Source organism: Streptomyces ficellus (assembly GCF_030406405.1).
Taxonomy (GTDB): Bacteria; Actinomycetota; Actinomycetes; order Streptomycetales; family Streptomycetaceae; genus Streptomyces; species Streptomyces ficellus_B.
In genome coordinates this window covers 49917-72631 of sequence record NZ_JAUEPL010000035.1, presented here as the reverse complement: position 1 = coordinate 72631, position 22715 = coordinate 49917, and the positions used below count along the sequence as shown (strand labels likewise).

15 protein-coding genes and 3 pseudogenes are annotated in these 22715 nt (G+C 71.5%); 10 read left to right on the top strand and 8 right to left on the bottom strand.

Features of this window, described 5'->3' with window-relative positions; translation table 11 throughout:
* The first annotated feature begins 269 nt into the window (after nucleotides 1–269).
* From QWM81_RS21710 to QWM81_RS21695, 4 genes are all read left to right on the top strand, one after another.
* Nucleotides 270–749 (top strand): DUF5709 domain-containing protein, encoded by a 480-nt coding sequence (locus QWM81_RS21710; protein ID WP_290113885.1) that lies wholly within the window; start codon nucleotides 270–272, stop codon nucleotides 747–749.
* Entirely contained in the window at nucleotides 749–1300 is a 552-nt protein-coding gene (locus QWM81_RS21705) for a (2Fe-2S)-binding protein (protein ID WP_290113884.1), read from the top strand. The genes QWM81_RS21710 and QWM81_RS21705 overlap by 1 nt, the downstream gene beginning before the upstream one ends.
* On the top strand, nucleotides 1297–2283 hold the full coding sequence (locus QWM81_RS21700) for an FAD binding domain-containing protein (RefSeq protein WP_290113883.1): 987 nt from the start codon (nucleotides 1297–1299) through the stop codon (nucleotides 2281–2283). Before QWM81_RS21705 ends, QWM81_RS21700 begins: the two co-directional genes overlap by 4 nt.
* A gap of 171 nt (nucleotides 2284–2454) precedes the next feature.
* Nucleotides 2455–4632: a xanthine dehydrogenase family protein molybdopterin-binding subunit gene (locus QWM81_RS21695; protein ID WP_290113880.1), complete on the top strand. Its 2178-nt coding sequence runs from the start codon at nucleotides 2455–2457 to the stop codon at nucleotides 4630–4632.
* Between the two features lie 124 nt (nucleotides 4633–4756).
* Here QWM81_RS21695 and QWM81_RS21690 read toward each other — a convergent pair whose 3' ends face one another.
* On the bottom strand, nucleotides 4757–6403 hold the full coding sequence (locus QWM81_RS21690) for an IclR family transcriptional regulator domain-containing protein (RefSeq protein WP_290113879.1): 1647 nt from the start codon (nucleotides 6401–6403) through the stop codon (nucleotides 4757–4759).
* A 110-nt stretch (nucleotides 6404–6513) separates the two neighbouring features.
* Between QWM81_RS21690 and QWM81_RS21685 the strand changes: the two genes are divergently transcribed.
* Together QWM81_RS21685 and ctaD are read left to right on the top strand one after the other, a co-directional pair.
* The gene (locus tag QWM81_RS21685; protein ID WP_290113878.1) at nucleotides 6514–7713 is read left to right on the top strand and encodes a 4-hydroxybenzoate 3-monooxygenase; all 1200 of its coding nucleotides are present in this window, start codon (nucleotides 6514–6516) and stop codon (nucleotides 7711–7713) included.
* Between the two features lie 170 nt (nucleotides 7714–7883).
* Nucleotides 7884–9608 (top strand): aa3-type cytochrome oxidase subunit I, encoded by a 1725-nt coding sequence (gene ctaD / locus QWM81_RS21680; protein WP_290113876.1) that lies wholly within the window; start codon nucleotides 7884–7886, stop codon nucleotides 9606–9608.
* Nucleotides 9609–9624: 16 nt separating this feature from the next.
* Here ctaD and QWM81_RS21675 read toward each other — a convergent pair whose 3' ends face one another.
* Complete coding sequence (locus QWM81_RS21675) at nucleotides 9625–10284, bottom strand: phosphoribosyltransferase (protein WP_290113875.1); 660 nt, start codon at nucleotides 10282–10284, stop codon at nucleotides 9625–9627.
* 276 nt (nucleotides 10285–10560) lie between these two features.
* Nucleotides 10561–12096 (bottom strand): alanine/glycine:cation symporter family protein, encoded by a 1536-nt coding sequence (locus tag QWM81_RS21670; RefSeq protein WP_290113874.1) that lies wholly within the window; start codon nucleotides 12094–12096, stop codon nucleotides 10561–10563.
* A 432-nt stretch (nucleotides 12097–12528) separates the two neighbouring features.
* Here QWM81_RS21670 and QWM81_RS21665 point away from each other — a divergent pair, with 432 nt between their 5' ends.
* Complete coding sequence (locus tag QWM81_RS21665; protein ID WP_290113873.1) at nucleotides 12529–12684, top strand: hypothetical protein; 156 nt, start codon at nucleotides 12529–12531, stop codon at nucleotides 12682–12684.
* Between the two features lie 43 nt (nucleotides 12685–12727).
* Here the strand turns inward: QWM81_RS21665 and QWM81_RS21660 are convergent, their stop codons facing one another.
* Nucleotides 12728–13843: a DNA glycosylase AlkZ-like family protein gene (locus QWM81_RS21660; protein ID WP_290113872.1), complete on the bottom strand. Its 1116-nt coding sequence runs from the start codon at nucleotides 13841–13843 to the stop codon at nucleotides 12728–12730.
* A 381-nt stretch (nucleotides 13844–14224) separates the two neighbouring features.
* Between QWM81_RS21660 and QWM81_RS21655 the strand changes: the two genes are divergently transcribed.
* Nucleotides 14225–14725 carry an SgcJ/EcaC family oxidoreductase gene (locus tag QWM81_RS21655; RefSeq protein WP_290113871.1) on the top strand — a complete coding sequence of 167 codons (501 nt, stop codon included), beginning with the start codon at nucleotides 14225–14227 and terminating at the stop codon, nucleotides 14723–14725.
* Here QWM81_RS21655 and QWM81_RS21650 read toward each other — a convergent pair.
* Nucleotides 14688–16109 (bottom strand): HAMP domain-containing sensor histidine kinase, encoded by a 1422-nt coding sequence (locus tag QWM81_RS21650; protein ID WP_290113870.1) that lies wholly within the window; start codon nucleotides 16107–16109, stop codon nucleotides 14688–14690. The genes QWM81_RS21655 and QWM81_RS21650 overlap by 38 nt on opposite strands.
* The gene (locus QWM81_RS21645; RefSeq protein WP_290113869.1) at nucleotides 16106–16819 is read right to left on the bottom strand and encodes a response regulator transcription factor; all 714 of its coding nucleotides are present in this window, start codon (nucleotides 16817–16819) and stop codon (nucleotides 16106–16108) included. The genes QWM81_RS21650 and QWM81_RS21645 overlap by 4 nt, the downstream gene beginning before the upstream one ends.
* Nucleotides 16820–17027: 208 nt before the next feature.
* On the opposite strand from QWM81_RS21645, the gene QWM81_RS21640 reads away from it, so the two are divergent.
* Nucleotides 17028–19331, top strand: coding sequence for an N-acetylmuramoyl-L-alanine amidase (locus QWM81_RS21640; protein ID WP_290113868.1), 2304 nt, complete (start codon nucleotides 17028–17030; stop codon nucleotides 19329–19331).
* A gap of 265 nt (nucleotides 19332–19596) precedes the next feature.
* Here the strand turns inward: QWM81_RS21640 and QWM81_RS21635 are convergent.
* Nucleotides 19597–19794: pseudogene (locus tag QWM81_RS21635) on the bottom strand (CorA family divalent cation transporter); the annotation flags it as partial.
* Between the two features lie 1032 nt (nucleotides 19795–20826).
* Here QWM81_RS21635 and QWM81_RS21630 point away from each other — a divergent pair.
* Nucleotides 20827–21012, top strand: a pseudogene (locus QWM81_RS21630) (YhjD/YihY/BrkB family envelope integrity protein); the annotation flags it as partial.
* A 443-nt stretch (nucleotides 21013–21455) separates the two neighbouring features.
* Here QWM81_RS21630 and QWM81_RS21625 read toward each other — a convergent pair.
* Nucleotides 21456–21645, bottom strand: a pseudogene (locus QWM81_RS21625) (IS5-like element IS4811 family transposase); the annotation flags it as partial.
* Nucleotides 21646–22715: the final 1070 nt, after the last annotated feature.

Sequence of the window (22715 nt, the reverse complement as noted above, 5' to 3'; positions counted from 1 at the left end):
GTCCTCTCCCGACGTGCACCCCCCAACCCGGTCCACCCCCCGCCGGCCCCCGCCGGGGGGGCCCCCCCCCGAGCGCCCGGGGCCCGGGCGGGGCCGGGTGGGGCGGCACCGGGCCGCGGCCGGGGGGCGGGGGCCCGCCGGGCCGCTGCCATGTCCGCGTGCCCGGAATGCCGGGATGTGTGACCTGTTCCAGGCTGGATACGCGATCACTGGATAAGCGATCAGGTGTACAGCAGGGCACGAGCACCGCACCACACGGGAGCCACGTCATGGGAACCGAGAACGCGATGGGCGACGAGGTCTACCAGCCCGATGACCCGGATGGCCGGGAGGACGACGGCATCCTCGACGCCGAGGACACCCTGTCCGATCGCGAGGCGGACCCGTACGAGGAGGGCTGGTCGCCGCCCGAGCGGCCGCTCGCCGTCGACCACGTCGGCACCACGGCCCGCGAGCAGCGCGAGGGCGAGAGCCTGGACCAGCGGCTCTCCGAGGAGATCCCCGACCCGGCCCTGGAGGAGCCCGAGCCGTCCGACGGCATCGGCGACCTCCCCGGCGGCAATGGCGAACCCATCGACGACCAGGTCGGGCGCGAACGCTCCGGCCGGCTCGTCGCACCGGACGAGGGTGTGCGTACCGACGACGAGGGCACGGTGGTCGCCACGGACGTCGGTATCGACGGCGCCGCGGCATCCGCCGAGGAGGCGGCCGTGCACACCGTCCCGGACGAGGGGGACGAGACCCTGTGATGAGCGCCTCGCACGCGGCCCCGGCCCAGGCCCCCACCCGGTCCCGCGTCACCCTCCAGGTGAACGGCTCGCCCCGCACGCTCACCGTCGACCACCGCGCCACGCTCCTCGACGTCCTGCGTGAGGACCTGGGGCTGACGGGCGCCAAGAAGGGCTGCGACCACGGGCAGTGCGGCGCGTGCACCGTCCTGGTCGACGGCCGGCGCGCCAACAGCTGCCTGCTGCTCGCGGTCGCCCAGGACGGCACCGAGATCATCACCGTGGAGGGGCTCGCCGCCGGCGGTGAACTCCACCCCGTCCAGCAGGCGTTCCTCGACCGCGACGCCTACCAGTGCGGCTACTGCACCCCCGGCCAGCTCTGCTCCGCCGTGGGCCTGTTCGCCGAGGCGGCCGCCGGGCACCCCTCGTACGTCACCGACCCGACGCGGCCGTCCGGCCAGGGGCCGGTGGAGCTCACCGCCGAGGAGATCCGCGAGCGGATGAGCGGCAACCTGTGCCGCTGCGGTGCCTACCCCAACATCGTCGCCGCCGTCGAGGACGTGACCCGGTGAAGCCCTACGCATACGTACGCGCCAGAAGCGTCGAAGAGGCCACCGCCGCCCACGCGGCCCGCCCCGGCGCCCGCTACCTGGCGGGCGGCACGAACCTCGTCGACCTGATGAAGCACGGGGTGGAGACCCCTGAGACGCTGGTCGACGTCAGCCGGCTGCCGCTCGACGGCATCGAGGAGCTGCCCGACGGGGCCCTGCGCATCGGGGCGACCGTACGCAACAGCGACCTCGCCGCCCACCCCCTCGTACGCGACCGCCATCCCGTTCTGTCGCAGGCCCTGCTCGCCGGGGCCTCCGGGCAGCTGCGCAACATCGCCACCACCGGAGGCAACCTGCTCCAGCGCACCCGGTGCCCCTACTTCCAGGACACCGCCAAGCCGTGCAACAAGCGCGAGCCCGGCACCGGCTGCGGCGCCCGCGACGGCATCCACCGCGACCACGCCGTGCTCGGCCACTCGCCGCACTGCATCGCCACGAACCCCTCCGACATGGCCGTCGCCCTGGCCGCCCTCGACGCCACCGTCCACCTGTACGGCCCCGGCGGCGAACGGACCGTCCCGGTGACCGACTTCCACCGCCTGCCCGGCGACCACCCCGAGCGGGACACGGTCCTGGAGCCCGGCGAGCTGATCACCGCGGTCATGCTGCCCGCCCGCACGGCCGGGCTCCCCTCCGCGTACCGCAAGGCCCGCGACCGCGCCTCGTACGCCTTCGCGCTGGCCTCCGTCGCCGCGGTCCTCGACGTGGACGACGCCGGTGCCGTACGCCATGTGGGGCTCGCGTTCGGCGGGCTCGCCCACCGCCCGTGGCGGGCCCGGCTCGCGGAGACCGCGCTGCTGGGCGCCCCGCCCACCGAGCACGCCATCGCGCACGCGGTGGACGCCGAACTCGGGCTGGCCCAGCCGCTGCGGGACAACGCCTTCAAGGTTCCGCTCGCCCGCAACCTCGCCTGCCGCGTCCTGTCCGAGCTGGCACGCCGCTGACGCCGCGACCGGCACCGGCACCGGAAGGACCGAGACCCGGAAGGACTCCGCGATGACCCACACCGCGCCCGGCACCGCGACCTCCGCCGCGAGCCGCCCGCGACCTCCGCCGCGCCCGGCACTGCGCCCGGCATTGCGCCCGGCACCGCGACCTCCGCCGCGGGCCGCACCGTGCCCGGCACCGCGACCTCCGCCGCGAGCCGCACCGCGACCTCCGCCGCGACCCGTACGCGGGTCCCGGCCGCTCCCGCCCGCGCCCTCGGCGCCGCCGCCGAGCGACTCGAAGGCCTCGACAAGGTCACCGGCGCCGCGCGCTACGCCACCGAGCTGGCGCACACACCGCCCGACTGCGCCTACGCGTGGCCGGTCCCCGCCACCGTCGCCTCCGGCCGGGTCACCGCCGTCGACACGGCCGCCGCCCTCGCCCTGCCCGGCACCCTCGCCGTCCTCACCCCGGACACCGCGCCCCGCCTCGGCGAGCCCGACGACCCCAACCTCGCCGTGCTCCAGCACCACACCGTCCCGCACCGGGGCTGGTACGTCGCCCTCGCCGTGGCCGAAACACTCCCGGACGCACGCGCCGCCGCGGCCGCCGTCCACGTCACGTACGCCGCCGAGCCGCACGACGTCACCCTCACCCCCGACCACCCCGGCGCCTACGAGCCGCAGGAGGCCAACGGCGGCCACCCCGCCCGCCGCGAGCGCGGTGACGCGGCCGCCGCCTTCGCCGCCGCTCCCGTACACGTCGACGCGACGTACCGCATACCGCCGCTGCACAACCACCCCATGGAGCCGCACGCCGCCTACGCCCGCTGGGACGGCGACCACCTGACCGTCTACGACTCCAGCCAGGGCGCCGGCCCCGTCCACGCGGTCCTCGCCCGGCTGTTCGGGCTGCGCCGGGACCAGGTCACGGTCGTCTCCCAGCACGTGGGAGGCGGATTCGGCTCCAAGGGCACGCCCCGCCCGCACGTGGTGCTCGCCGCCATGGCCGCCCGCCACACCGGCCGTCCCGTCAAACTCGCGCTGCCCCGGGGCCACTTGGCGGCCGTCGTCGGCCATCGCGCGCCGACCCTGCACCGGGTACGGCTCGGCGCCGAACGCGACGGCACCCTCACCAGCGTCAGCCACGAGGTCACCACCCACACCTCCCGTATCAGGGAGTTCGTCGAGCAGGCGGCCGTTCCCGCCCGTGTGATGTACGCGTCGCCGCACAGCCTGACCACCCACCGGGCCGTCCCCCTCGACGTACCGACCCCGTCCTGGATGCGCGCGCCCGGCGAGGCGCCCGGCATGTACGCGCTGGAGTCGGCCATGGACGAACTCGCCGGCGCCCTCGGCCTCGACCCGGTCGAACTGCGCGTGCGCAACGACCCCGCCACCGACCCGGACAGCGGCCTGCCGTTCAGCAGCCGCCACCTCGTCGAGTGCCTGCGCGAAGGCGCCCGCCTCTTCGGCTGGGCCGACCGCGACCCGCGCCCCGCCGTCCGCCGCGAAGGCACCCTGCTCACCGGCACCGGAGTCGCCGCCGCCACCTATCCCGTCCTGCTCTCCCCGTCCACGGCCACCGTCACCGCGCTCCACGACGGCGGCTACGCCGTGGCCGTCAACGCCACCGACATCGGCACCGGCGCCCGTACCGTCCTCGCCCAGATCGCCGCCGACGCGCTGGGCGTCGCCCTCGACTCCGTACGCATCGACATCGGCAGCACCCGGCTGCCGCGCGCCCCGCTGGCCGGCGGCTCGTCCGGCACCGCCTCCTGGGGCTGGGCCGTGCACGCCGCCTGCACGCGCCTGACCGAGCGGCTGGCCCGCCATGCGGGCCCCCTGCCCGTCGAAGGGCTCACCGCCTCCGCCGACACCACCGAGGAAGCCGGCCGTACCCCGCCGTTCGCCCGGCACGCCTTCGGCGCCCACTTCGCGGAGGTCCAGGTCGACACCGTCACGGGGGAGGTGCGGGTGCGGCGGCTGCTCGGGGTGTACGCCGCCGGGCGGATCCTCAACCCGCGCACGGCCCGCTCGCAGTTCATCGGCGGCATGACCATGGGGCTGGGGATGGCCCTGACCGAGCACAGCACCATGGACCCGGCCTTCGGGGACTTCGCCGAGCACGACCTGGCGTCCTACCACGTGCCCAGCCACGCGGACGTCCCGTCCGCGCCGGACATCGACGCCTACTGGGTCGAGGAGGAGGACCCCCACCTCAACCCGATGGGCAGCAAAGGCATCGGCGAGATCGGCATCGTCGGCACCCCGGCCGCCATCGGCAACGCTGTGCACCACGCCACCGGCATCCGCTTCCGCGAACTCCCCCTGACCCCCGACCGGGTGCTGCCCGCCCTGGCGTGAGCCGGAGTACGGCACCGGGTAGGGGGCCGGGGACCGGCAGCAGCCGTTCTCGGACCCGGTCGCGGGCGTGACGGCCCGGACCGGTTCACCACCCTCACCGGGGCCGTCGGTGTTCCTGTTCCGATCAGGCGGGCGCGATCCGGGCGAACCGCCCCGCGACCCGCAGGTCCGCCTCGATCCGGTCCGCCGCCGCCCGCAGCGGCGGCAGCACCTCGGCGACACACTGCGCCGGGGTGCGCCGCACGCTGTGCATGGCGATGTTGACGGCGGCGACGACCTTCCCGGCCCGGTCACGGACCGGTACCGCGATCGAGCGCAGGCCCTCCTCCAGCTCCTCGTCCACCAGGGCGTACCCGCCGCTCGCGACGGTGTCCAGGATCGCGGCCAGGTCGCCGGGGCGGGTCACCGTGTGCGGGGTCAGGGGACGCAGCTCCATGCGGGCGATCCGCTCGCCGCGCTCCCCGGGCGGCAGGCCCGCCAGCAGCACCCGGCCCATCGACGTCGCGTACGCCGGGAAGCGCGTCCCCACGGTGATGTTGACGCTCATGATGCGGCTGGTGGCGACGCGCGCCATGTACTGGATGTCGTCGCCCGCGAGCACGGCCAGCGACGCGGAGTCGTGCACCCGCGTGGCCAGCGCGGCCAGGTGCGGCGCCGCGATCGCGGGCAGCGTCGTGCGGGACAGCGGCGGGTAGCCCAGGCCCAGGACGCGGGGCGTGAGCCGGAAGGTGCGCTCCTGGGCGGTGACGTATCCCAGGTGTTCCAGGGTGATCAGGGCCCGGCGGGCGGTGGCCCGGGGCAGGCCCGTCGCCTCGGCGACGGCGCTCAGGGTCAGCGCGTCGCGCCCCTCGCCGAAGGCGGTCAGCACGGTCAGCCCGCGCGCCAGCGACTCGATGAAGTCCCGGCCCAGCTCCTGCTTGGACGCACCGGTCCAGGCGGCGAGCGCGGCCCGGGTGGGCGGATCGGCCGGAGGCGGGGCGTGGCCCAGCTCGCGCTCCATGGCCCCCACGGCCGCGCGCAGCCGTGGCAGGGCGGCGTCCCGCAGCGACGGGGCGCTGTGCCGGCTGGTGTGGCTCACCACGCTCAGCGCGCAGGCCACCTGCCCGCCGGGGGTGCGGACCGGTACGGACACCGCGACCAGGCCCGGCTCGATGAGCTGGTCGTCAAGCGCCAGGCCGAGCTCGCGGGCCCGCTCCACGCGCTCGGTGAAGTCCTCCTCGCGGGTGCGCGGCGGCAGGGCGGGGAAGCCCCGGTCGTCCGGGTCGGCGGCGCGGCGCTCGCGCCACCGCGCCCAGTCCTGCTCCGCCCATGCGGCGGCGAACAGCGGGCCGGGGCCGGTGCGTTCGGCGGGCAGGAGGTCGCCGATGCGGAAGCTGAGGGACATGGCGCGGCGCCGGGTCGCCTGATGGATGAAGCGGATGCCGTCCCGGTCGGGCACCGCGAGGGACACCGACTCGTCCAGCTCGTCGGCGAGGGCGTCGGCGTGCGCGCCGAGCAGGCCGGGGAGCCGGATCGCGGCGAGGTAGGCGTTGCCGAGCTCCATCAGGCGCGGGGCGAGCGTGGCGTCACGGCCGTCGAGCCGCACGTACCCCATGCGCGCCAGCGTCGCGGTCACCCGGTCGACGGTCGCGCGGGCCAGGCCGGTGGCGCGTTCCAGTTCGCTCAGGCTCATGGTGCCGTCCGCGTCGGTGAGCGCGCGGAGGACGGCGATGCCGCGCATGAGCGGCGCGACGGCCTCGGGCGGCGTGTCCACGGGGTCGGTGGATGGCATGCGGCTCTCCGTCATCGAGGAACGCGGGCGTTGACAGCCTCGGGCGCCGGGCGCAGACTCACGACACCCAGCAGGGTGAAGTTTACTTCACTACGCGAACAGGAGAGCGCATGCACACCACGGTCGGGATCATCGGCGGCGGCCCCGCCGGACTGCTGCTCGCCCGGCTGCTCCACCGGGCCGGCGTCGACAGTGTCGTCCTGGAGCGCCGCGACCGTGCCTACGTCGAGCAGCGCCAGCGCGCCGGCATCCTCGAACAGGCCACCGTGGACGTCCTGCGCGCCGCCGGCGCCGGCGACCGCCTCGACCGCGAGGGCCTGGTCCACCACGGCATCGAGCTGCGCTTCGGCCGCCGCGCCCACCGCGTCGACTTCCCCTCCCTCGCCCAGGGCCGCACGGTGACGGTGTACGCCCAGACCGAGGTCGTCAAGGACCTGATCGCCCTCCAGCTCGACGAGGGCGGGCCGCTGCTCTTCGAGGCGGAGGTCCACGCCATCGAGGGCGCCGATGGCGAACGGCCCCTCGTCCGCTACTGCCACGAAGGCCGCGAGCAGACGCTCACCTGCGAGTACGTCGTCGGCTGCGACGGCTTCCACGGCATCGCGCGCGGCGCCGTACCCGAAGGGCTGCGCACCACGTACGAGCGGACCTACCCGTACTCCTGGCTCGGCATCCTCGCCGAAGCGCCGCCCGTGTACGACGAGTTGGTCTACGCCCACTCCGAGCGGGGCTTCGCGCTCGCGAGCATGCGCACCCCCGCGGTCAGCCGCCTCTACCTCCAGGTCCCCAACGGCACCGACCCGGCCGACTGGCCGGACGAGCGGATCTGGGACGAGCTGGATACCCGGTTCGCCCTGGACGCGGAGCCCGACTGGCGCCTCGAGCGGGGGCCGGTCACGCAGAAGTCGGTGCTGCCCATGCGCAGCTGGGTCACCGAGCCGATGCGCCACGGGCGGCTGTTCCTCGCCGGGGACGCCGCGCACATCGTGCCGCCGACCGGCGCGAAGGGCCTCAATCTGGCGGCCGCCGACGTGGTCGTCCTGGCCCGCGCGCTGGCCCACCGGCACGCCACGGGCTCGGACGAGCTCCTGGAGGCGTACTCCGACACCTGCCTGCGCCGGGTGTGGCGGGCCGAGCACTTCTCGTACGCCATGACGACGACCCTGCACACCGACCCCGGCCAGTCGCCGTTCGACACCCGACTCCAGCTCTCCCAGCTGGACCGGATCGCCTCCTCGCCGCACGCCGCCGCGGAACTGGCCGAGAACTACACGGGCTTGCCGCTCCCGGCCACGCCACCCGCGTGGTGACGATCCGTTCACCGTTCCGGGTGCGTCCAACTGCCCAATACGAGTGACGTATCCAGCGCCGTACGGGCGTAAAGGGCGCGGCGCCGCCGCTGAACTGCGTAGCGTTTCTCCAGGCGGTAAGGGGGTACTTTGCCGCGCGTCCTGCCCGTGCGTGCGTTCTGAGGATTCGTATGGTGACATCGACCGAGCCGGTCGCCCCGGTACCGGTGGCCGGACGAGGCCGGGGCCGTGTCCTGGTGGGCTGGCTCACCACGACGGATCACAAGAAGATCGGGCACCTGTACCTGATCACCTCCTTCGTGTTCTTCCTCTTCGCCGGAGCGCTCGCTCTCGTCATGCGCGCCGAACTGGCCCGCCCCGGCATGCAGTTGATGTCCAATGAGCAGTACAACCAGGCATTCACGCTGCACGGGACCGTGATGCTGCTGCTGTTCGCGACGCCGACATTCGCGGGATTCGCCAATGCCGTGATGCCCCTGCAGATCGGCTCGCCGGATGTGGCGTTCCCCCGGCTGAACATGCTGTCGTACTGGCTTTTCCTCTTCGGTGGGCTGATCGTCGTCGGTGGTCTGCTGACCACCAACGGCAGCGCCGACTTCGGCTGGACGGCCTACGCGCCGCTCAACCGGCTGGAGCGGACACCGAGCATCGGCGCCGACATGTGGATCATGGGCCTGGCGCTGTCCGGATTCGGCACGATCCTGGGCGCGGTCAATTTCATCACCACCATCATCGGCATGCGCGCCCCCGGCATGACGATGTTCCGCATGCCGATCTTCACCTGGAACGTGCTCCTGACCAGCGTCCTGGTGCTGCTCGCCTTCCCCGTGCTCGCCGCCGCGCTGCTGGTCCTGGAGTCGGACCGGCAATTCGGCTCCCACGTCTTCAATCCCCTCAACGGCGGGGCGATGCTGTGGCAGCACCTGTTCTGGTTCTTCGGCCATCCCGAGGTGTACATCCTGGCGCTGCCGTTCTTCGGGGTCGTCACCGAGATCTTCCCGGTCTTCTCCCGCAAGCCGCTGTTCGGCTACATCGGGCTGATCGGCGCCACGATCGCCATCACCGGTCTGTCCGTGGTGGTGTGGGCGCACCACATGTTCGCCACCGGCGCGGTGCTGCTGCCCTTCTTCTCGTTCCTGACCTTCCTGATCGCGGTGCCGACCGGGGTGAAGTTCTTCAACTGGATCGGCACGTTGTGGAAGGGGTCCATCACTTTTGAGACCCCGATGCTGTGGGCCATCGGGTTTCTGGTCACCTTCCTGTTCGGCGGCCTGACCGGCGTCGTCCTCGGCTCACCACCGATGGACTGGCACGTCACCGACACGTATTTCGTCGTCGGCCACTTCCACTACGTACTCTTCGGCACGATCGTCTTCGCGATGTTCGCCGGATTCCATTTCTGGTGGCCGAAGATGACCGGCACGATGCTCGACGAGCGCCTGGGGAAGCTCCATTTCTGGACGCTGTTCGTCGGCTTCCACATGACGTTCCTCGTCCAGCACTGGCTGGGCGCGGAAGGTATGCCGCGCCGGTACGCCGACTATCTGGCCGCCGACGGATTCACCGCGCTCAACACGGTCTCCTCGATCGGCTCGTTCCTGCTGGGCCTGTCGACCCTGCCGTTCCTCTACAACGTCTGGAAGACGGCCAAGTACGGCAAGCGGGTCGACGTGGACGACCCGTGGGGGTACGGACGGTCCCTGGAGTGGGCCACCTCCTGCCCGCCGCCCCGCCACAACTTCACGACCCTGCCCCGCATTCGCTCCGAGTCGCCCGCCTTCGACCTGCACCACCCGGAGATCTCCGGCCTGGAGACGGCGCAGACGGGCGGCCGCCGCGACGTGGTCGAACCGGGCCGGGGCGTCGCCCCCATGCACCGCGAGGACGAAACCTGACGCTCGGCCCGCCCGCTCAGGCCCCTGGCGAGGCGGCGCTCAGCGTCCGGACGACCTCGTCGTCGCTGAGCTGCGCGAAGTCCACGTACCACTGGCCGACCGACTCGAAGGGCCGGGGCTGGTACACGTACACGATCTCGTCCGCCTCTCCCCGCAGCGCCGTGGTGGCCTCGACGGAAGCCACCGGCACGGCCAGCACCACGCGAGCGGGAGGCGGGTCGGCCGCGCGCACGGCGCGCAGCGCGGCACGCGCGGTGACGCCGGTGGCCAGCCCGTCATCGACCACCAGGACGGTCCGCCCGCCCAGCTCGGGCATGGGGCGGCCGCCACGGTAGAGCTGCTCGCGGCGGCGCAGTTCCTCGCGCTCGCTCGCCACTTGGACGCTCATGCGATCGGCCGTCAGGTCGAGCACCGCCAGCGCCCGCTCGTCGAACAGGGGCGGCTGGTCGCCCACCAGCGCCCCGATGCCGAGCTCCGGATTGAAGGGCGCGCCGATCTTGCGGACGACGAGGACGTCCAGGGGCGCGTGCAGCGCACGGGCCACCTCGTCGGCCACGGGCACGCCCCCACGGGGCAGCGCCAGCACGACGGGATTGTCCAGCTCCCCCTGTCGCTGCCTGTCGATGAGCCGCTCGGCCAGTTCACGACCGGCCGCTCTGCGGTCCCGGAAACGCATCGTGCTGCCTCGCTTCCCTCGCGTACACCGCACTGCACCGGAGTCCACGGCACTGCACCGGAGTCCACCCGGATGCACCGAAGTGCACCGCAGTGCACCGGACTCACCTGCCGGCCTGCGAGTACCCCCCGAGCACCTGTTGTTTCGCCGGCCCGTCTCACCGTTGCGATTCGCCGCTCGCGGCACGATGCCGGGCGTACACCCCTGTGGGCCTGGTCCGGACCGCCGAAGCGGTCCGGACCAGGCCCACGGAGGTGGCCGGTGGTGCGCCGGGCGTCAGACGCCCGCGTCGACCGGCTCCTTGTCCCCATCCGCGTCGTCGGTCAGGCCCGCCTTGCGGGCGCGGACGAACTCCAGGAACGAGTTCAGCTCGCGCTTGACGACCGGCGCCAGCAGGTACAGGCCGATGATGTTGATGACGGCGAGCATGAACAGCACGGCGTCGGCCATGTCGATCAGCGTCTGCAGCGTCAGCAGCGAGCCGCCGACCGCGAACAGGGTGTAGACGACCTTGTACGTCAGCTCGCTGGTCCTGCTGCGGCCGAAGAGGTACGTCCACGCCTTGAGGCCGTAGTAGCCCCAGGTGAGCACGGTGGAGATGGCGAACAGCATCACCGCGACGGTGAGGATGTACGGGAACCAGGGCATCACCGTGCCGAAGGCGTCGGAGGTGATCGTGACACCGCCGATGGACTCGCCGGCACGCGCCTCGGCCCAGCTGGCCGGGTTGGCGATGACGATGGTCAGGGCGGTCATCGTGCAGATGATCACGGTGTCGATGAAGGGCTCCAGCAGGGCGACCAGGCCCTCGCTCGCCGGGTGCTTGGTCTTCACCGCGGAGTGGGCGATGGGTGCCGAGCCGAGGCCGGCCTCGTTGGAGAACGCGGCCCGCTTGAAGCCGACGATCAGTGCGCCGAGCACACCGCCCGCGACGCCCTGGGGGTTGAACGCGCCCTCGATGATCGAGGCGAGGGCCGCGGGGACCGCGGTCACGTTGACGAGGATGACCACCAGGCAGCCGGCGATGTAGAGACCGGCCATGGCCGGGACCAGCCTGCTGGTGACGTTGGCGATCGAGCGGATGCCGCCGAGCAGCACGATGCCCACGAGGGCGGCGACCAGGAGGCCGAAGAACAGGGCGCCGGCCGAGGAGCCCATCAGGCCGTTCTCGCCGCCGGTGACGGAGACCAGCTGCGCGTAGGACTGGTTGACCTGGAAGAGGTTGCCGCCGAAGAGGCCGAAGAAGAGGACCATGGCGGAGGCGAGGACCGCGAGGACCTTGCCGAGCTTCTTGCCGTTGCTGCCGAAGCGGTCGGCCAGGCCCTTGGGCAGGTAGTGCATCGGGCCGCCCGAGACGGTGCCGTCGGCGTGCACCTCTCGGTACTTCACACCAAGGGTGACCTCGACGAACTTGGTGGCCATGCCCAGCAGGCCGCACAGGATCATCCAGAACGTGGCGCCGGGGCCACCGATGGAGACGGCGACGGCGACACCGGCGATGTTGCCGAGGCCGACGGTGCCGGAGACGGCGGCGGTCAGGGCCTGGAAGTGGTTGACCTCACCGGCCGACCCCTCCTCGTCGTACTTGCCGCGCACCACGTCAACGGCGAGCCGGAACTTGCGCAGCTGGACGAAGCCGAACCAGCCGGTGAACACGAGACCGGCGACCACGAGCCATGCCACGATCAGCGGCAGGCCCGTACCCCCGACGGGGACGGCGTAGAAGACGACCTCACCCAGCCAGGTGGCTATGGGTTCGAAGAATCCACTGACGGCTTTGTCAATGGATGTGGTGATGGACTCGAGTGACACTGGGCTACCTCGATGGCGCAGGGCCGGCACGCGGGAGGTCGCGCCGGATGGTGTGCGGGCTTTGAGCGAACGCCGCTGTCCGATCGGCGACGCGAGGTGACATGTCCGTGGACTCGGACAGTGATCACCTCGTCGTAACAGCCGGCACGAGCCGGCACTCCGTACGGCGGCGAGGGGTGGTGCCACCTGCGGAGTTGCGCAGTTCTACCACGGCCTTTACGCATTCTTTAGTGGTCTGGGTCACATAACGATCAGTAATCTCCGAAAGCCCAGCGAGCGTGACCGTACCGTTATTCGAATCTGAGCATCCGTTGAGCGAACGCCGGGCGAACGCCGGGCGAACCCGGGCGACCGCCGGAAGCGGGCCCGCCGGACGCTGTTCCGCTCCGGCGTCCTGTGCTGGGGGTGCCAGGGAAGGTCGGTCCGTGGTTCGTGGGTGAGGTGGGGGACCGGTGCCTGCCGGGTGTGCCGCTGGAGGGGGCGGTGGTGCGCGTATGGGCCAGGGACGGGGCGATCGCCGGCGCGGGATTCCTGATCGCCCCCGACCTGCTGTGCCGCCCCACCGAAGACGGCGGCACCCCCCGGTAAGCGCTGCGCGGGCGACCGCGCAGGTGGCCGCCGCGCGATGGCGTCAATGAGGCTTTGTCGCGGTGGGCTGCTCCACAGTGGCGTTGGCCCATGCGGCGGCGACCTGGGCGGCCGTGTCGACGGCGTGCGTCCAGGCAGGGTCGGTGACCTGGCGCCCTTCGAGGGTCGCCTTCCCGCTGCGGGCCCGCAGCGCCACCCGGCCGACGACGCGGTCCCCGGCCAGGACGGGGAGCCCGAAGTAGCCGCACTCGCGTGTGGCCGCGGGCTTGTACGCCTCCAGCAGGTACTCGACGCCGAACAGTCGCCGCATGCGGGGGCGCGTCCAGATCAGCGAGTCGAAGGGGGACAGCGGGGTGACCCTCTCCTCGTCCACGGCCGTCTCCCCGTGTTCCAGGAGCTCCGTGTGGGCCCAGGTGCTGTCCGGCCAGCCCTCGACCCGGACGGGGCGGGCCTGCGGCAGCCGCTCCAGCTGTAGCCGAACCTGCTGGGCGGGCAGACGGAAGTAGTCCGCGACGTCCTCGGCGGTGGCCACGCCGAGGTTGCGCAGCGCGATCCCGGTCAGCCCTCGCAGGCAGGCATCGTCGTCAGGGGCGTCGGCGCGCAGGTGCTCGGGCAGCGCGCGCTCGACCGGTTCGTACACCCGCTTCCAGCCCAGTCGGCGTACACACACGAGCTCCCCGGTCGCCCACAGCCATTCCGCCGCCCACTTGCGCGGCGAGCCGCGCTCCCACCTATTCCCGCCCGCCCCGCCCAGATCGCTGATGGTGACCGAGCCGCGTTCGTCAGCCAGCCGGCGCACCTCCGCACATGCCTCCGGATCCACGGCGGGGCCGCGCCATCCGTGGGTGGCGGTGCGGCGCCGGCGGAACGCGAACAGCGGCCACAGCTCGACCGGCGTGAAGGCGGCGGCGTGCGCCCAGTATTCGAAGAAACTCGCCTTGTCCTCGTGGGAGGCGTAAGCCCGTGCCGCGTCCGAGGGAACGCCCCGCGCCAGCATCACCAGCTCGTGGGACCGGCGCACCACGTTGATGGTGTCGATCTGGATACAGCCGAGCGCGCGCAAGACCTCCAGTGGGGTGCGCTGCGCGGCCGAGGAGGTGTGCAGCCCCTGCGCGGCCACGGCCGCGGCCCGGACCTGCGACGGTGTCAGCTCAAGCATCGTCCCCCCCCACTGCGCCCCCTGGCCCCTCGCCCCTCGCCGCCGAAGACGCCGAGGCCCGGTACCCCGCGGTGTCGTTCGGTCGCGGGGGCCGGGCAGGATGAACCGGAAAGCCTCTCACCGCGTCGCGGCCTGCGCCAGGTTAAGGCCCTGGAGGTCCACCACCGTCACCGAGCGCTTCAGTGGGCCGCGCGATACCTGAACGCCGCGCCGGAGCGCCGTGCGCTTCACGGCAATCAGGGGCAGCGGAAATTGGGTGTTCCCTGCCCGTGCCCTGTACGTCCCTTGGGTCAGCGCTAACCAGTGCCCCGCGAATCTGGAGTCACTCCCGCCACAGAGGAAGCCGGCGGCGCAAGTGACCACCACAGCACTGGAGTTGATATGACCCGTAAGGCCCGCATACGCGCAGCTCTCGTCACCACCACCGCCCTCGTCACCGGGGCCACGGTGACCGTGGGCGTCGGCGCCGCCAGCTCCGACGCCGGCGCCAGGCCCACCAAGAAGCAGATCGCCGCGCTCTTCGACGGATGGAACAAGGCCCTGCAGAGCGGCGACGCCGAGACGGTCGCCGCGAGGTATGCGAAGGACGCGGTGCTCCTGCCGACCGCTTCCCCGCAGATCCGCACCGACCGCGCCGCGATCATCGACTACTTCGAGCACTTCCAGGACAACAAGCCGAGAGGCGAGAAGATCCGCAGCGTCATCAATGTCCTCGACCAGAACTCGGCGATCGACACGGGCCTGTACAGGTTCCATTTCACCGACGCGAAGACCGGCGAGGAGCGCACCGTCGAGGCCCGTTACACCTACGCGTACGAGAAGCGCAACGGCACGTGGCTGATCGTCAACCACCACTCCTCTGTGCTGCCGCCCGCAAACTGATCACCACGCACAACCCGCCCCCGGGCGCGTCCCGCAGCGCCACGGTCCCGCCGTCGTCCGTCACCAGCTGCCTGACCACGGCGAGCCCGAGACCCGAGCCGGCGCGCCCGGTGAGGCCCCGGCCGCGCCAGAAGCGGTCGAAGGCACGGGCCTTCTCGGTATCGGGCATGCCGGGGCCCCCGTCGAGGACCGACAGTTCCACCTCGTCGCCCTCGCGCTCCACCCGCACGGTGATCGTGCCACCGTCCGGTGAGACCTCCAGGGCGTTGGACAGCACGTTGTCCAGGACCTGGTCCAGGTGACCGGGGGTGGCCGACACCAGCAGCCGGTCATCGGCACTTCCCGTGAGCGCGACGGTCACTCCGCGCTCATCGGCGGCCGGCCGCCAGACCGCGAACCGCTCCTCGATGACGTCGCGCAGCGAGAGCGGCTCCGCCGCGGTCGCCTTCGCCTCCGCCCGGGCAAGCACCAGCAGGCCGCTGACCAGGCGGCTCATCCGGACCACCTCGGCCGTCGCCTGCTCCACGTCCTCCTTGACGAGCTCGTCGTCCACGCCGTCCGCGATGTTGTCGAGCGACAGCCGCAACGCTGTCAGCGGGGTCCTGAGTTGATGGGACGCGTCCGCCACGAAGATGCGCTGCGCGCCGATCAGGGTGTCGAGACGTTCCGCGCCCTGGTTGAGCGTGCGTGCCAGGGTCTGTGTCTCCTGCGGGCCGGTCACCGGGGAGCGGGCCGTCAGGTCGCCGTCGCTGAACTTGCTCGCCATGTCGTTGAGCTGGCGCAGGGGGCGGGTCAGGCGGCGGGCGGCGATCGCGCCAAGACCGGCCGCCGCGCCCAGGACGATGACGGCGAGGGCCGCGCGGAAGCCCCAGATGGTCCACAGCCGGTCGGTGAGACCGCTGGTCGAGTACGCGACCCGTACGGCGCCCACGACCGCGCCTTCCTCCTTGCCCCCGTCGTCGCCCCCGCCCCCGTCCTTGTTCCCGTCCGCCGAGCGCTCGTGTGCGGGGACGGTGACCACCAGGTGCGGCCCCCAGATGAAGGAGGAGCCCCAGTCGGTCGTGGGCCTGCCGTGCTCCAGGACCTCGGTCAGGTGCGCGTCCCGCTCCGGCCGGGGCAGCTCCGCCGCGCATGTCGCGGTGGCGGTCACCTGCACCTCACCGGGCGTCTCGTCGCGGTAGGCCCTGGCCATCTGCTCCAGGGCCCGGCACGAGGCGTCGTCGCCGTTGCCGAGCAGCAGCGCCATGGTGGTGGCCTCGCGGCTGACGGACAGCTCGGTGTCGTCCCGCAGCTGGGCGGTGAGCGTGAAGGCCACCGGGATGGTGAACAGGCCGATGGCGACCGCCACGAGCAGCACATAGCTGCGGATGAGCCGGCGGATCATGAGGCGCTGCCCGAGGGGCCGCCCGCAGCCACGCCGTCCTCACCGACGACCAGCCGGAAGCCCACCCCCCGTACCGCCTCGATCGTGATCGCGCCTGCCAGCTTCCGCCGCAGCGCCGCGACATGGACATCGAGGGTCTTCGTCGGCCCGAACCAGTTGGCGTCCCACACCGCCTCCATGATCTGCTCGCGCGACATCAGCGCGCCCGGCTCCTCGGTGAGGAAGGCGAGCAGGTCGTACTCCTTGGGCGCGAGCGCCACCTCCGCACCGTCGAGGTGTACGCGCGCGGCTTTGCGGTCGACGGTCAGGCGCGGCCCGTAACGGTCGGGCCCGGCCGCCGGAGCGTCGGAGTTCCGCGGCCGCGTCCTGCGCATCACCGCCCTGATGCGCGCGATGACCTCCCGTACGCCGAAGGGCTTGGAGACGTAGTCGTCGGCGCCCAGCTCCAGGCCGACGACCCGGTCCGTCTCGTCGCTGCGGGCACTGATCACGATGATCGGTACGTCCCCGCGCTCCCGCAGGGCCTTGCAGACGTCGAGGCCGTCGGTGTCGGGCAGGCCGAGGTCGAGCAGGACGACGTCGTACGGTCCCTCAAAGGCCAGCGCCGCCCCGCCCGTGCCGACCCACTGCACCTCGAAGCCGTACCGCAGCAGGCCACGCCGGAGCGACTGGGCGACCGGCTCATCGTCTTCCACCAGAAGTACGCGCACGCCACGGAGCTTAATGCTTGAAATTTTGACAGCCGTGTCTGTCAGCCAACAGATGTACTGAATGCGCGTTTCGGGCCGTATGTGAATGCGTTGGCTTCTTGCTTGAGGTACGCGGTATAGACGGTGCCTGCTTCCGCACGTACTTCCACGTGCACTTCCACACGTACTTCTCCACGTGCTTTCCACGCGAAGGGCTTTGAACGGTCTTATGAGATCTCGTCGGGTATGGGGCGCGGCTGCCGCGGTTGCGGCCGGGCTGTCCGGGGTGCTGGTGTTCCAAGGGGTGACCGGCGCAGGGGACTTCGGCACCGGCGGCGAGGCGAAGGGCGGGCCGGTCAGGACCGACGTACGCAGCGCCGGGCTGGAGACCAGCGCCGACGGGCGCAGCGCGGCACTGGGGCAGCGGGACACCGAACCCTTCAGCCTGCTGGGTGTGACGTGGACCGACCCCGCGGCCCGCGTCAAGGCGACCGTCGAGGCGCGCACCCGCGGCGCGGAGTCCGGCCGGTGGGGGCGCTGGCTCACGCTGGACGGCGACACCGGGCAGGGCGAGTCCGGCGCCGAGCGCGGCGGCACCGAGCCCGCCTGGGTCGGCCCCTCCACCGGGGTGGAGGTGCGGATCACCGCGGGCGGCAGGAGCAGCGGAAAGCTTCCTGCCGGGCTGCGGCTGCACATGATCGACCCGGGCAAGGGGGACGCGCGGTCGTCCGCCATGGAACCGGCGGCGTTCGCCGTGGAGACCGGGGAGCCGTCCGCGTCCGGTGAGCCGTCGCCCACCGAGCCGGCGCCGTCCGAGCCCGCGGCGAGCGAGCCCGCACCGTCCGAGCCGGCGCCCTCCGAGCCCGCGACCGGCGAGTCGGCGACGTCCGAGCCGGCTCCCTCGCCGAGCACCGCGTCGCCGGAGCCGTCCGCGTCCGCCTCCACGAGCCCGATCCCGAGCACCAGCCCGAGCCCGAGCGCGACGTCCACCGTGCCGCCCGCGCCGCCGTCGTCGATGCCGCAACCTCCGGTCACGTCACGCGCGCAGTGGGGCGCCGACGAGTCGATCAGCCCGGAGGAGCCCGGTTACCTGCCCGGCGGCAAGGTCAAGGCGGTCGTCGTGCACCACACCGCCGAGTCCAACGCGTACGCCTGCGCCGACGGCCCGGCCCTGGTGCGCGGCATCTACGCGTACCACGTCAAGACGCTGGGCTGGAAGGACATCGGGTACAACTTCCTCGTCGACCGGTGCGGCGTGGTCTACGAGGGCCGTAAGGGCGGCATCGACCGCCCGGTGATGGGCGCCCACGCCTACGGCTTCAACGGTGAGACCACCGGCATCTCCGTCCTCGGCACCTACACGGACATCGCACCGCCGGAGGCCGCGCTGACCTCCGTCGCCCGGGTGGCCGGCTGGAAGCTCGGCCAGTACGGCGTGAGCCCGACCGGCACCACCACCCTCACGGCGGGCGCGGGCGGCACCAACTACTTCGGCAAGTCCTGGGCCAAGGGCGCCCAGCTGAGCTTCCCCACCATCCACGGCCACCGCGACGGCTACAACACCCAGTGCCCCGGCAACGCCTTCTACGCGCAGCTGCCGAACCTGCGCAAGTGGGCGGCTGGCCCGGTCGCCGGACTCACCATCACGTCCGTCAGCGCGCCGAAGTCCGGGACGACCCACTACACCAAGGCGGCCCTGGCGGTGGGCTGGTCGGCGACCACGCCGTCGTCCCTCATCAAGGGCTACGAGCTGCTGGTCGACGGCAAGCCGGCCGTCGCCGTGGCGGGCACCGCCACGTCGGCGTCCACGAACCTCGCCCTCGGCTCGCACAGCGTCGCCGTCCGCGCCACGCACCACTCGGGCAGCACGTCGACCAGCGCCGCCGTCACCGTCGTCGCCGAGACCACCGCGCCGGCCTTCACCACCCGGCCGACGCTCGCACTGCGCACCGGCACCGTTAACACGACGGCCGTCCCCGTCACCCTGTCGTGGAAGGCCACGGACAACGCGGCGCTGAAGAGCGTCCGGCTCACGGCCCCGGCCTCCGTCACGTACGCGACCACGAGCACGAGCGCCGCCAGGACCGCCACGTCAGGTGTGGCCACGGCCTGGAACATGACCGCGTACGACGTCGCCGGCAACACCGGCTCCGCCTCCGGCACCTTCACACCGGTGATCCTCCAGGAGACCTCGGCGGTCAGGTCCGGTACGTGGACCACCAAGTCCTCCACCAGCTACCTGGGTGGCAAGTCCTACTCCAGCGGCGCCAAGGGCGCCTCGCTGACGTGGACCTTCACCGGCCGCTCGGCCTCCTGGGTGGTGTCGCGGGCCTCGACCTCCGGACAGGCGTACGTCTACGTCGACGGGGTGAAGGTGGCGACGGTCGACCTGAAGTCGAGCACCACGAAGTACCGTGACGCGATCTGGACCAAGACCTGGGCGACCAGCGCCAAGCACACGGTGAAGGTCGTCGTGGTCGGCACATCCGGCCGGCCGGCCATCACCACCGACGGACTGGTCTACCTCAAGTAAGGGCCGGACTCCTCAGATGACGCCGGAGGGCCTCGCGGCCTTCCGGCGTCACCGCTGTCAGGCGCGTGCCCGTCGTCTCGTACGAGCCAGGACGCGTCCAGTGCGCGCCGGAGGAGCACCGCGGCCACCGCGCCCGCGGCGAAGGTGGGGAGACCAGCCCGGTCGCCGCCGAGCAGGGCGCACGGTCGGGTCCCGCCGAAGCCGCAGCCCGCGAGGGATGCGACGCGGAGCGCACTCCGCCCTGGGTGGCTTCGTCAGTGCGGTGTCACAGCCAGTCCCGCTTCTTGAAGACCACGTACAGGCTCGTGCACACCACTGCCATCAGCAGGATCGCGAAGGGGTAGCCGTACACCCAGTGCAGCTCCGGCATATGGTCGAAGTTCATGCCGTAGATGGTGCCGACGAGGGTGGGGGCGAAGAGGATGGCCGCCCACGAGGAGATCTTCTTGAAGTCCTCGCCCTCGGGGCGCCGCACGGGCAGGCAGCGGCAAGTCCCGCCCGCCATGGCTGCGCAGCACCGTGAACGCGATGGTGGGCCTTGCTCTGGTGATCGCCGCCTACTCCATTGTTTTCCCGGCGGTGATCTGGTTGTTCGCCTCGCTGGCCCCGGAGGAGGAGAAGGGGCTGTGGGGCGACAGAGGGACGGCGATGACGGCGCTCGGTGCGATCACGGCAGCGGTGACCGCGGTGGGTACATGGTTCATCTCGGTCCACAAAACGGTGAAGAAGCTGAAGCCGGACGGCGAGAAGGCGAGTCTGTTCGGCAAGGGCGGGGCGCCCCTGGTCATGCAGGGCGGCGGCAGCTGGGTGAACGTTGTGGTGTGTTGGCTGGTGCTGCTCCTGGTCGCACTCTTCGGACTCGCCCTCATGTCCTGGGCCGCCGTCTACGCCAGCGGCTGGCACGCACCGTGGAAGTGGGGGGTGCCCATTGCCCTGATCACGCTGGCGTTCCTTATCGACCAGACCACGTTCAGCTTGCACCCCTTCTACCGCCAGCGCCTGGCCGGCACCTTCGCCGTACGCCGCGCGGTGCTCAGGGACGGATCGGTCGGCGCCCTGCCCTACGACTACAACAACGAGCCCACCCCACTGGACCCCTACGCAAAGCGGGTGGAAGGGAAAGAAGGCAAAGGCTTCCCTCAGGTCATCTTCGCCGCCTCCGCGGCCGTATCGCTGCGCAACCGCACCGCGCCCGGCCGCCCCGCCGTGCCCTTCACCTTCGCCTCCGACTACTGCGGGGGCCCCGACACCGGTTGGGTCCGCACCAGCACGCTGCAAGAGATGGCCCCACCGCTGATCGGTCGGGACTTGACCGTCCAGTCCGCCGTCGCCGTGTCCGGAGCAGCCTTCGCCTCCGCGATGGGGTCCCAGACGATGTTCATGGAACGGCTGCTCGCGCTGTCCAACATGCGGCTCGGCACCTGGGTGCCCAACCCCCTCTATCTAGCAGAACTTGCGAAGGACGGGCCGCACTGGACGATGCCTCGGCTGCCGCTACGACAAGACCTACGGCAGCGTCGCTGCGGTCATCGTCTTTCTGATCTGGCTGTGGATCTCCAACATCGCGATCCTGCTCGGCCTGGAGTGCAACGCTGAACTCGAACGTGGTCGTGCCCTGGAAGCAGGGCACCCGCCGGGTAAAGAGCCTTACGTCGAGCCCCGCGACACCCGCAAACTCTGAGCTTGTCCTGAAAGCCGTCCTGCATGCGCGGGTCAGAGGGCTCGCTTCCGGCGGTGCTGCCCGAAGCGACGGGAGCGGAACCTCAAGGACCAACCGCTCAACCCCGGCAGCAACAGCAGCCGCGTCGTCATGACCGACGCCGTCAAAGCATGTCGACGGCGAGCGTCGTTGAGTCCTTGGGCCGGCCTGGCGCGTTGTTGACGTGGAAGGTTGACGACGCCGTGACCATGTGTGGTGATGCGCGTTGGTTCAAGTGGCATTGCGTGCACCGAAGTTTGCTGCGGTTCTTGGTTGGCTGCTTCCCGGCGTTGGGCTGGGACTGCGTTGTTCATGGTTCCGGTGACCGCCCTGTCGTGGCAGAGGCCCCTGGTCTTCTCCCTCGGGGACCAGGGGTTGCCGATGTCAGGAGGCCAGGCCGGGGTGGTGGCGGACTTGCTGACTTAGCGGGCAAGGCGGCACTTCGTGAGCGTGATCGCGGCCCACGTGATCAGAGGGTCGGAGACTGATCACGAGCCGCTGGTAGTGGCGGGCACGCTGTCGGGCGTACATGATCCACACCAGCGAGCGTTCGACGACCAAACTGCGGGGTAGGGCGACGAACCCGGTGGTGTCCTTGGGGCGGCTGACGGTCCTTGTCCGTGAGGCTGCGGTGCTGTTGAGGCTAGCGGGTCAGGCTGTCGTTTCACGGTAGGTCGGAGGGCGTCGGTTTGGGACGGCAGCACGGCGCCCGAGCGGCGGTGGAAGTTGCCCTGGAGACGTCCAAGTCCGTGAATGAGCTCCTGCAGGACGTCCGCAAAAGCCTGTGGGAGACAGGGCCCGCCAGCGGCTTCGGGCTGACCGGCAGGGCGTCGCTGCTGCCGATCCGGGTCAGATGGGCGGTGCTCGGTGTCGCTCGCATGTCCAGGTGATGTGCGGTACAGCTTTGGTGATGTCACTCTCAGCGAACGATGCCGGCAAGCGGCCCGGCGTCCGGCGACCGGGTGACTGGCGGTCTGAGAAAGATGGCTCACCGCGCAGTTGAACAAGCCCGGGCAGCAGCCAGTGGGCGAAGCCACGCATGTGATGCTGGTGGCTGCCAGGCGGTAGCTGACGACCTGTCGGCGGCTGGAGGCCAAGGGCGGTGAGGCTCGCTGTGGCGCCGAGGGTGCTATCGATACGTGCTCGCCTGGGAGTTCTCGGCAGGTGAGGACGAAGGTGCGGGTACCGCCGTCTTTTTTGGGTCCCTCGGCGCAGACTTGCCCCTTTGGCGTGCGATCGCGGTTGGCGGCGGTCGCCTCTGCGTCATCTCGGCAAACCACCAGGTACCCGCCACCACGCACGACCACAGCAATCCTTTCATCGTCGCTGTCGGCCAGGGTGATTGTTCCGCCCACCGTTCTACGGCAGCCAGTGATATCCAGCTGATCAGCAGGACGCACGTAACCCGTACACGTCGGTGTTTGCACATACGCGCCCGGCTACCCGCAGTAGTAGTGATCACACCGTTGTTGAGTCGCCCCGCAGGTGTGCATCCAGTGCCCTTGCTGGGCTGTTGGTCCGGCATACGCGGTGGCCTGCTTGGGCAGCCCGGGAACCGGCAGCCGAAGCCCCGCCAATCAATTCCACCAGGAAGCGGTTCAGACCACTAAGGAACAGGCCCAGAGCGCCGGCCGGGACAGCGGACAGGGGCTGCGCGAGGTGGGCCAGAACACCGCTCAGGAGAT

Coding starts and splice junctions, on each gene's coding strand:
- QWM81_RS21710 (WP_290113885.1), top strand. CDS start 270: ATGGGAACCGAGAACGCGATGGGCGACGAGGTCTACCAGCCCGATGAC.
- QWM81_RS21705 (WP_290113884.1), top strand. CDS start 749: ATGAGCGCCTCGCACGCGGCCCCGGCCCAGGCCCCCACCCGGTCCCGC.
- QWM81_RS21690 (WP_290113879.1), bottom strand. CDS start 6,403: ATGCCATCCACCGACCCCGTGGACACGCCGCCCGAGGCCGTCGCGCCG.
- QWM81_RS21685 (WP_290113878.1), top strand. CDS start 6,514: ATGCACACCACGGTCGGGATCATCGGCGGCGGCCCCGCCGGACTGCTG.
- ctaD (WP_290113876.1), top strand. CDS start 7,884: ATGGTGACATCGACCGAGCCGGTCGCCCCGGTACCGGTGGCCGGACGA.
- QWM81_RS21675 (WP_290113875.1), bottom strand. CDS start 10,284: ATGCGTTTCCGGGACCGCAGAGCGGCCGGTCGTGAACTGGCCGAGCGG.
- QWM81_RS21660 (WP_290113872.1), bottom strand. CDS start 13,843: ATGCTTGAGCTGACACCGTCGCAGGTCCGGGCCGCGGCCGTGGCCGCG.
- QWM81_RS21655 (WP_290113871.1), top strand. CDS start 14,225: ATGACCCGTAAGGCCCGCATACGCGCAGCTCTCGTCACCACCACCGCC.
- QWM81_RS21650 (WP_290113870.1), bottom strand. CDS start 16,109: ATGATCCGCCGGCTCATCCGCAGCTATGTGCTGCTCGTGGCGGTCGCC.
- QWM81_RS21640 (WP_290113868.1), top strand. CDS start 17,028: ATGAGATCTCGTCGGGTATGGGGCGCGGCTGCCGCGGTTGCGGCCGGG.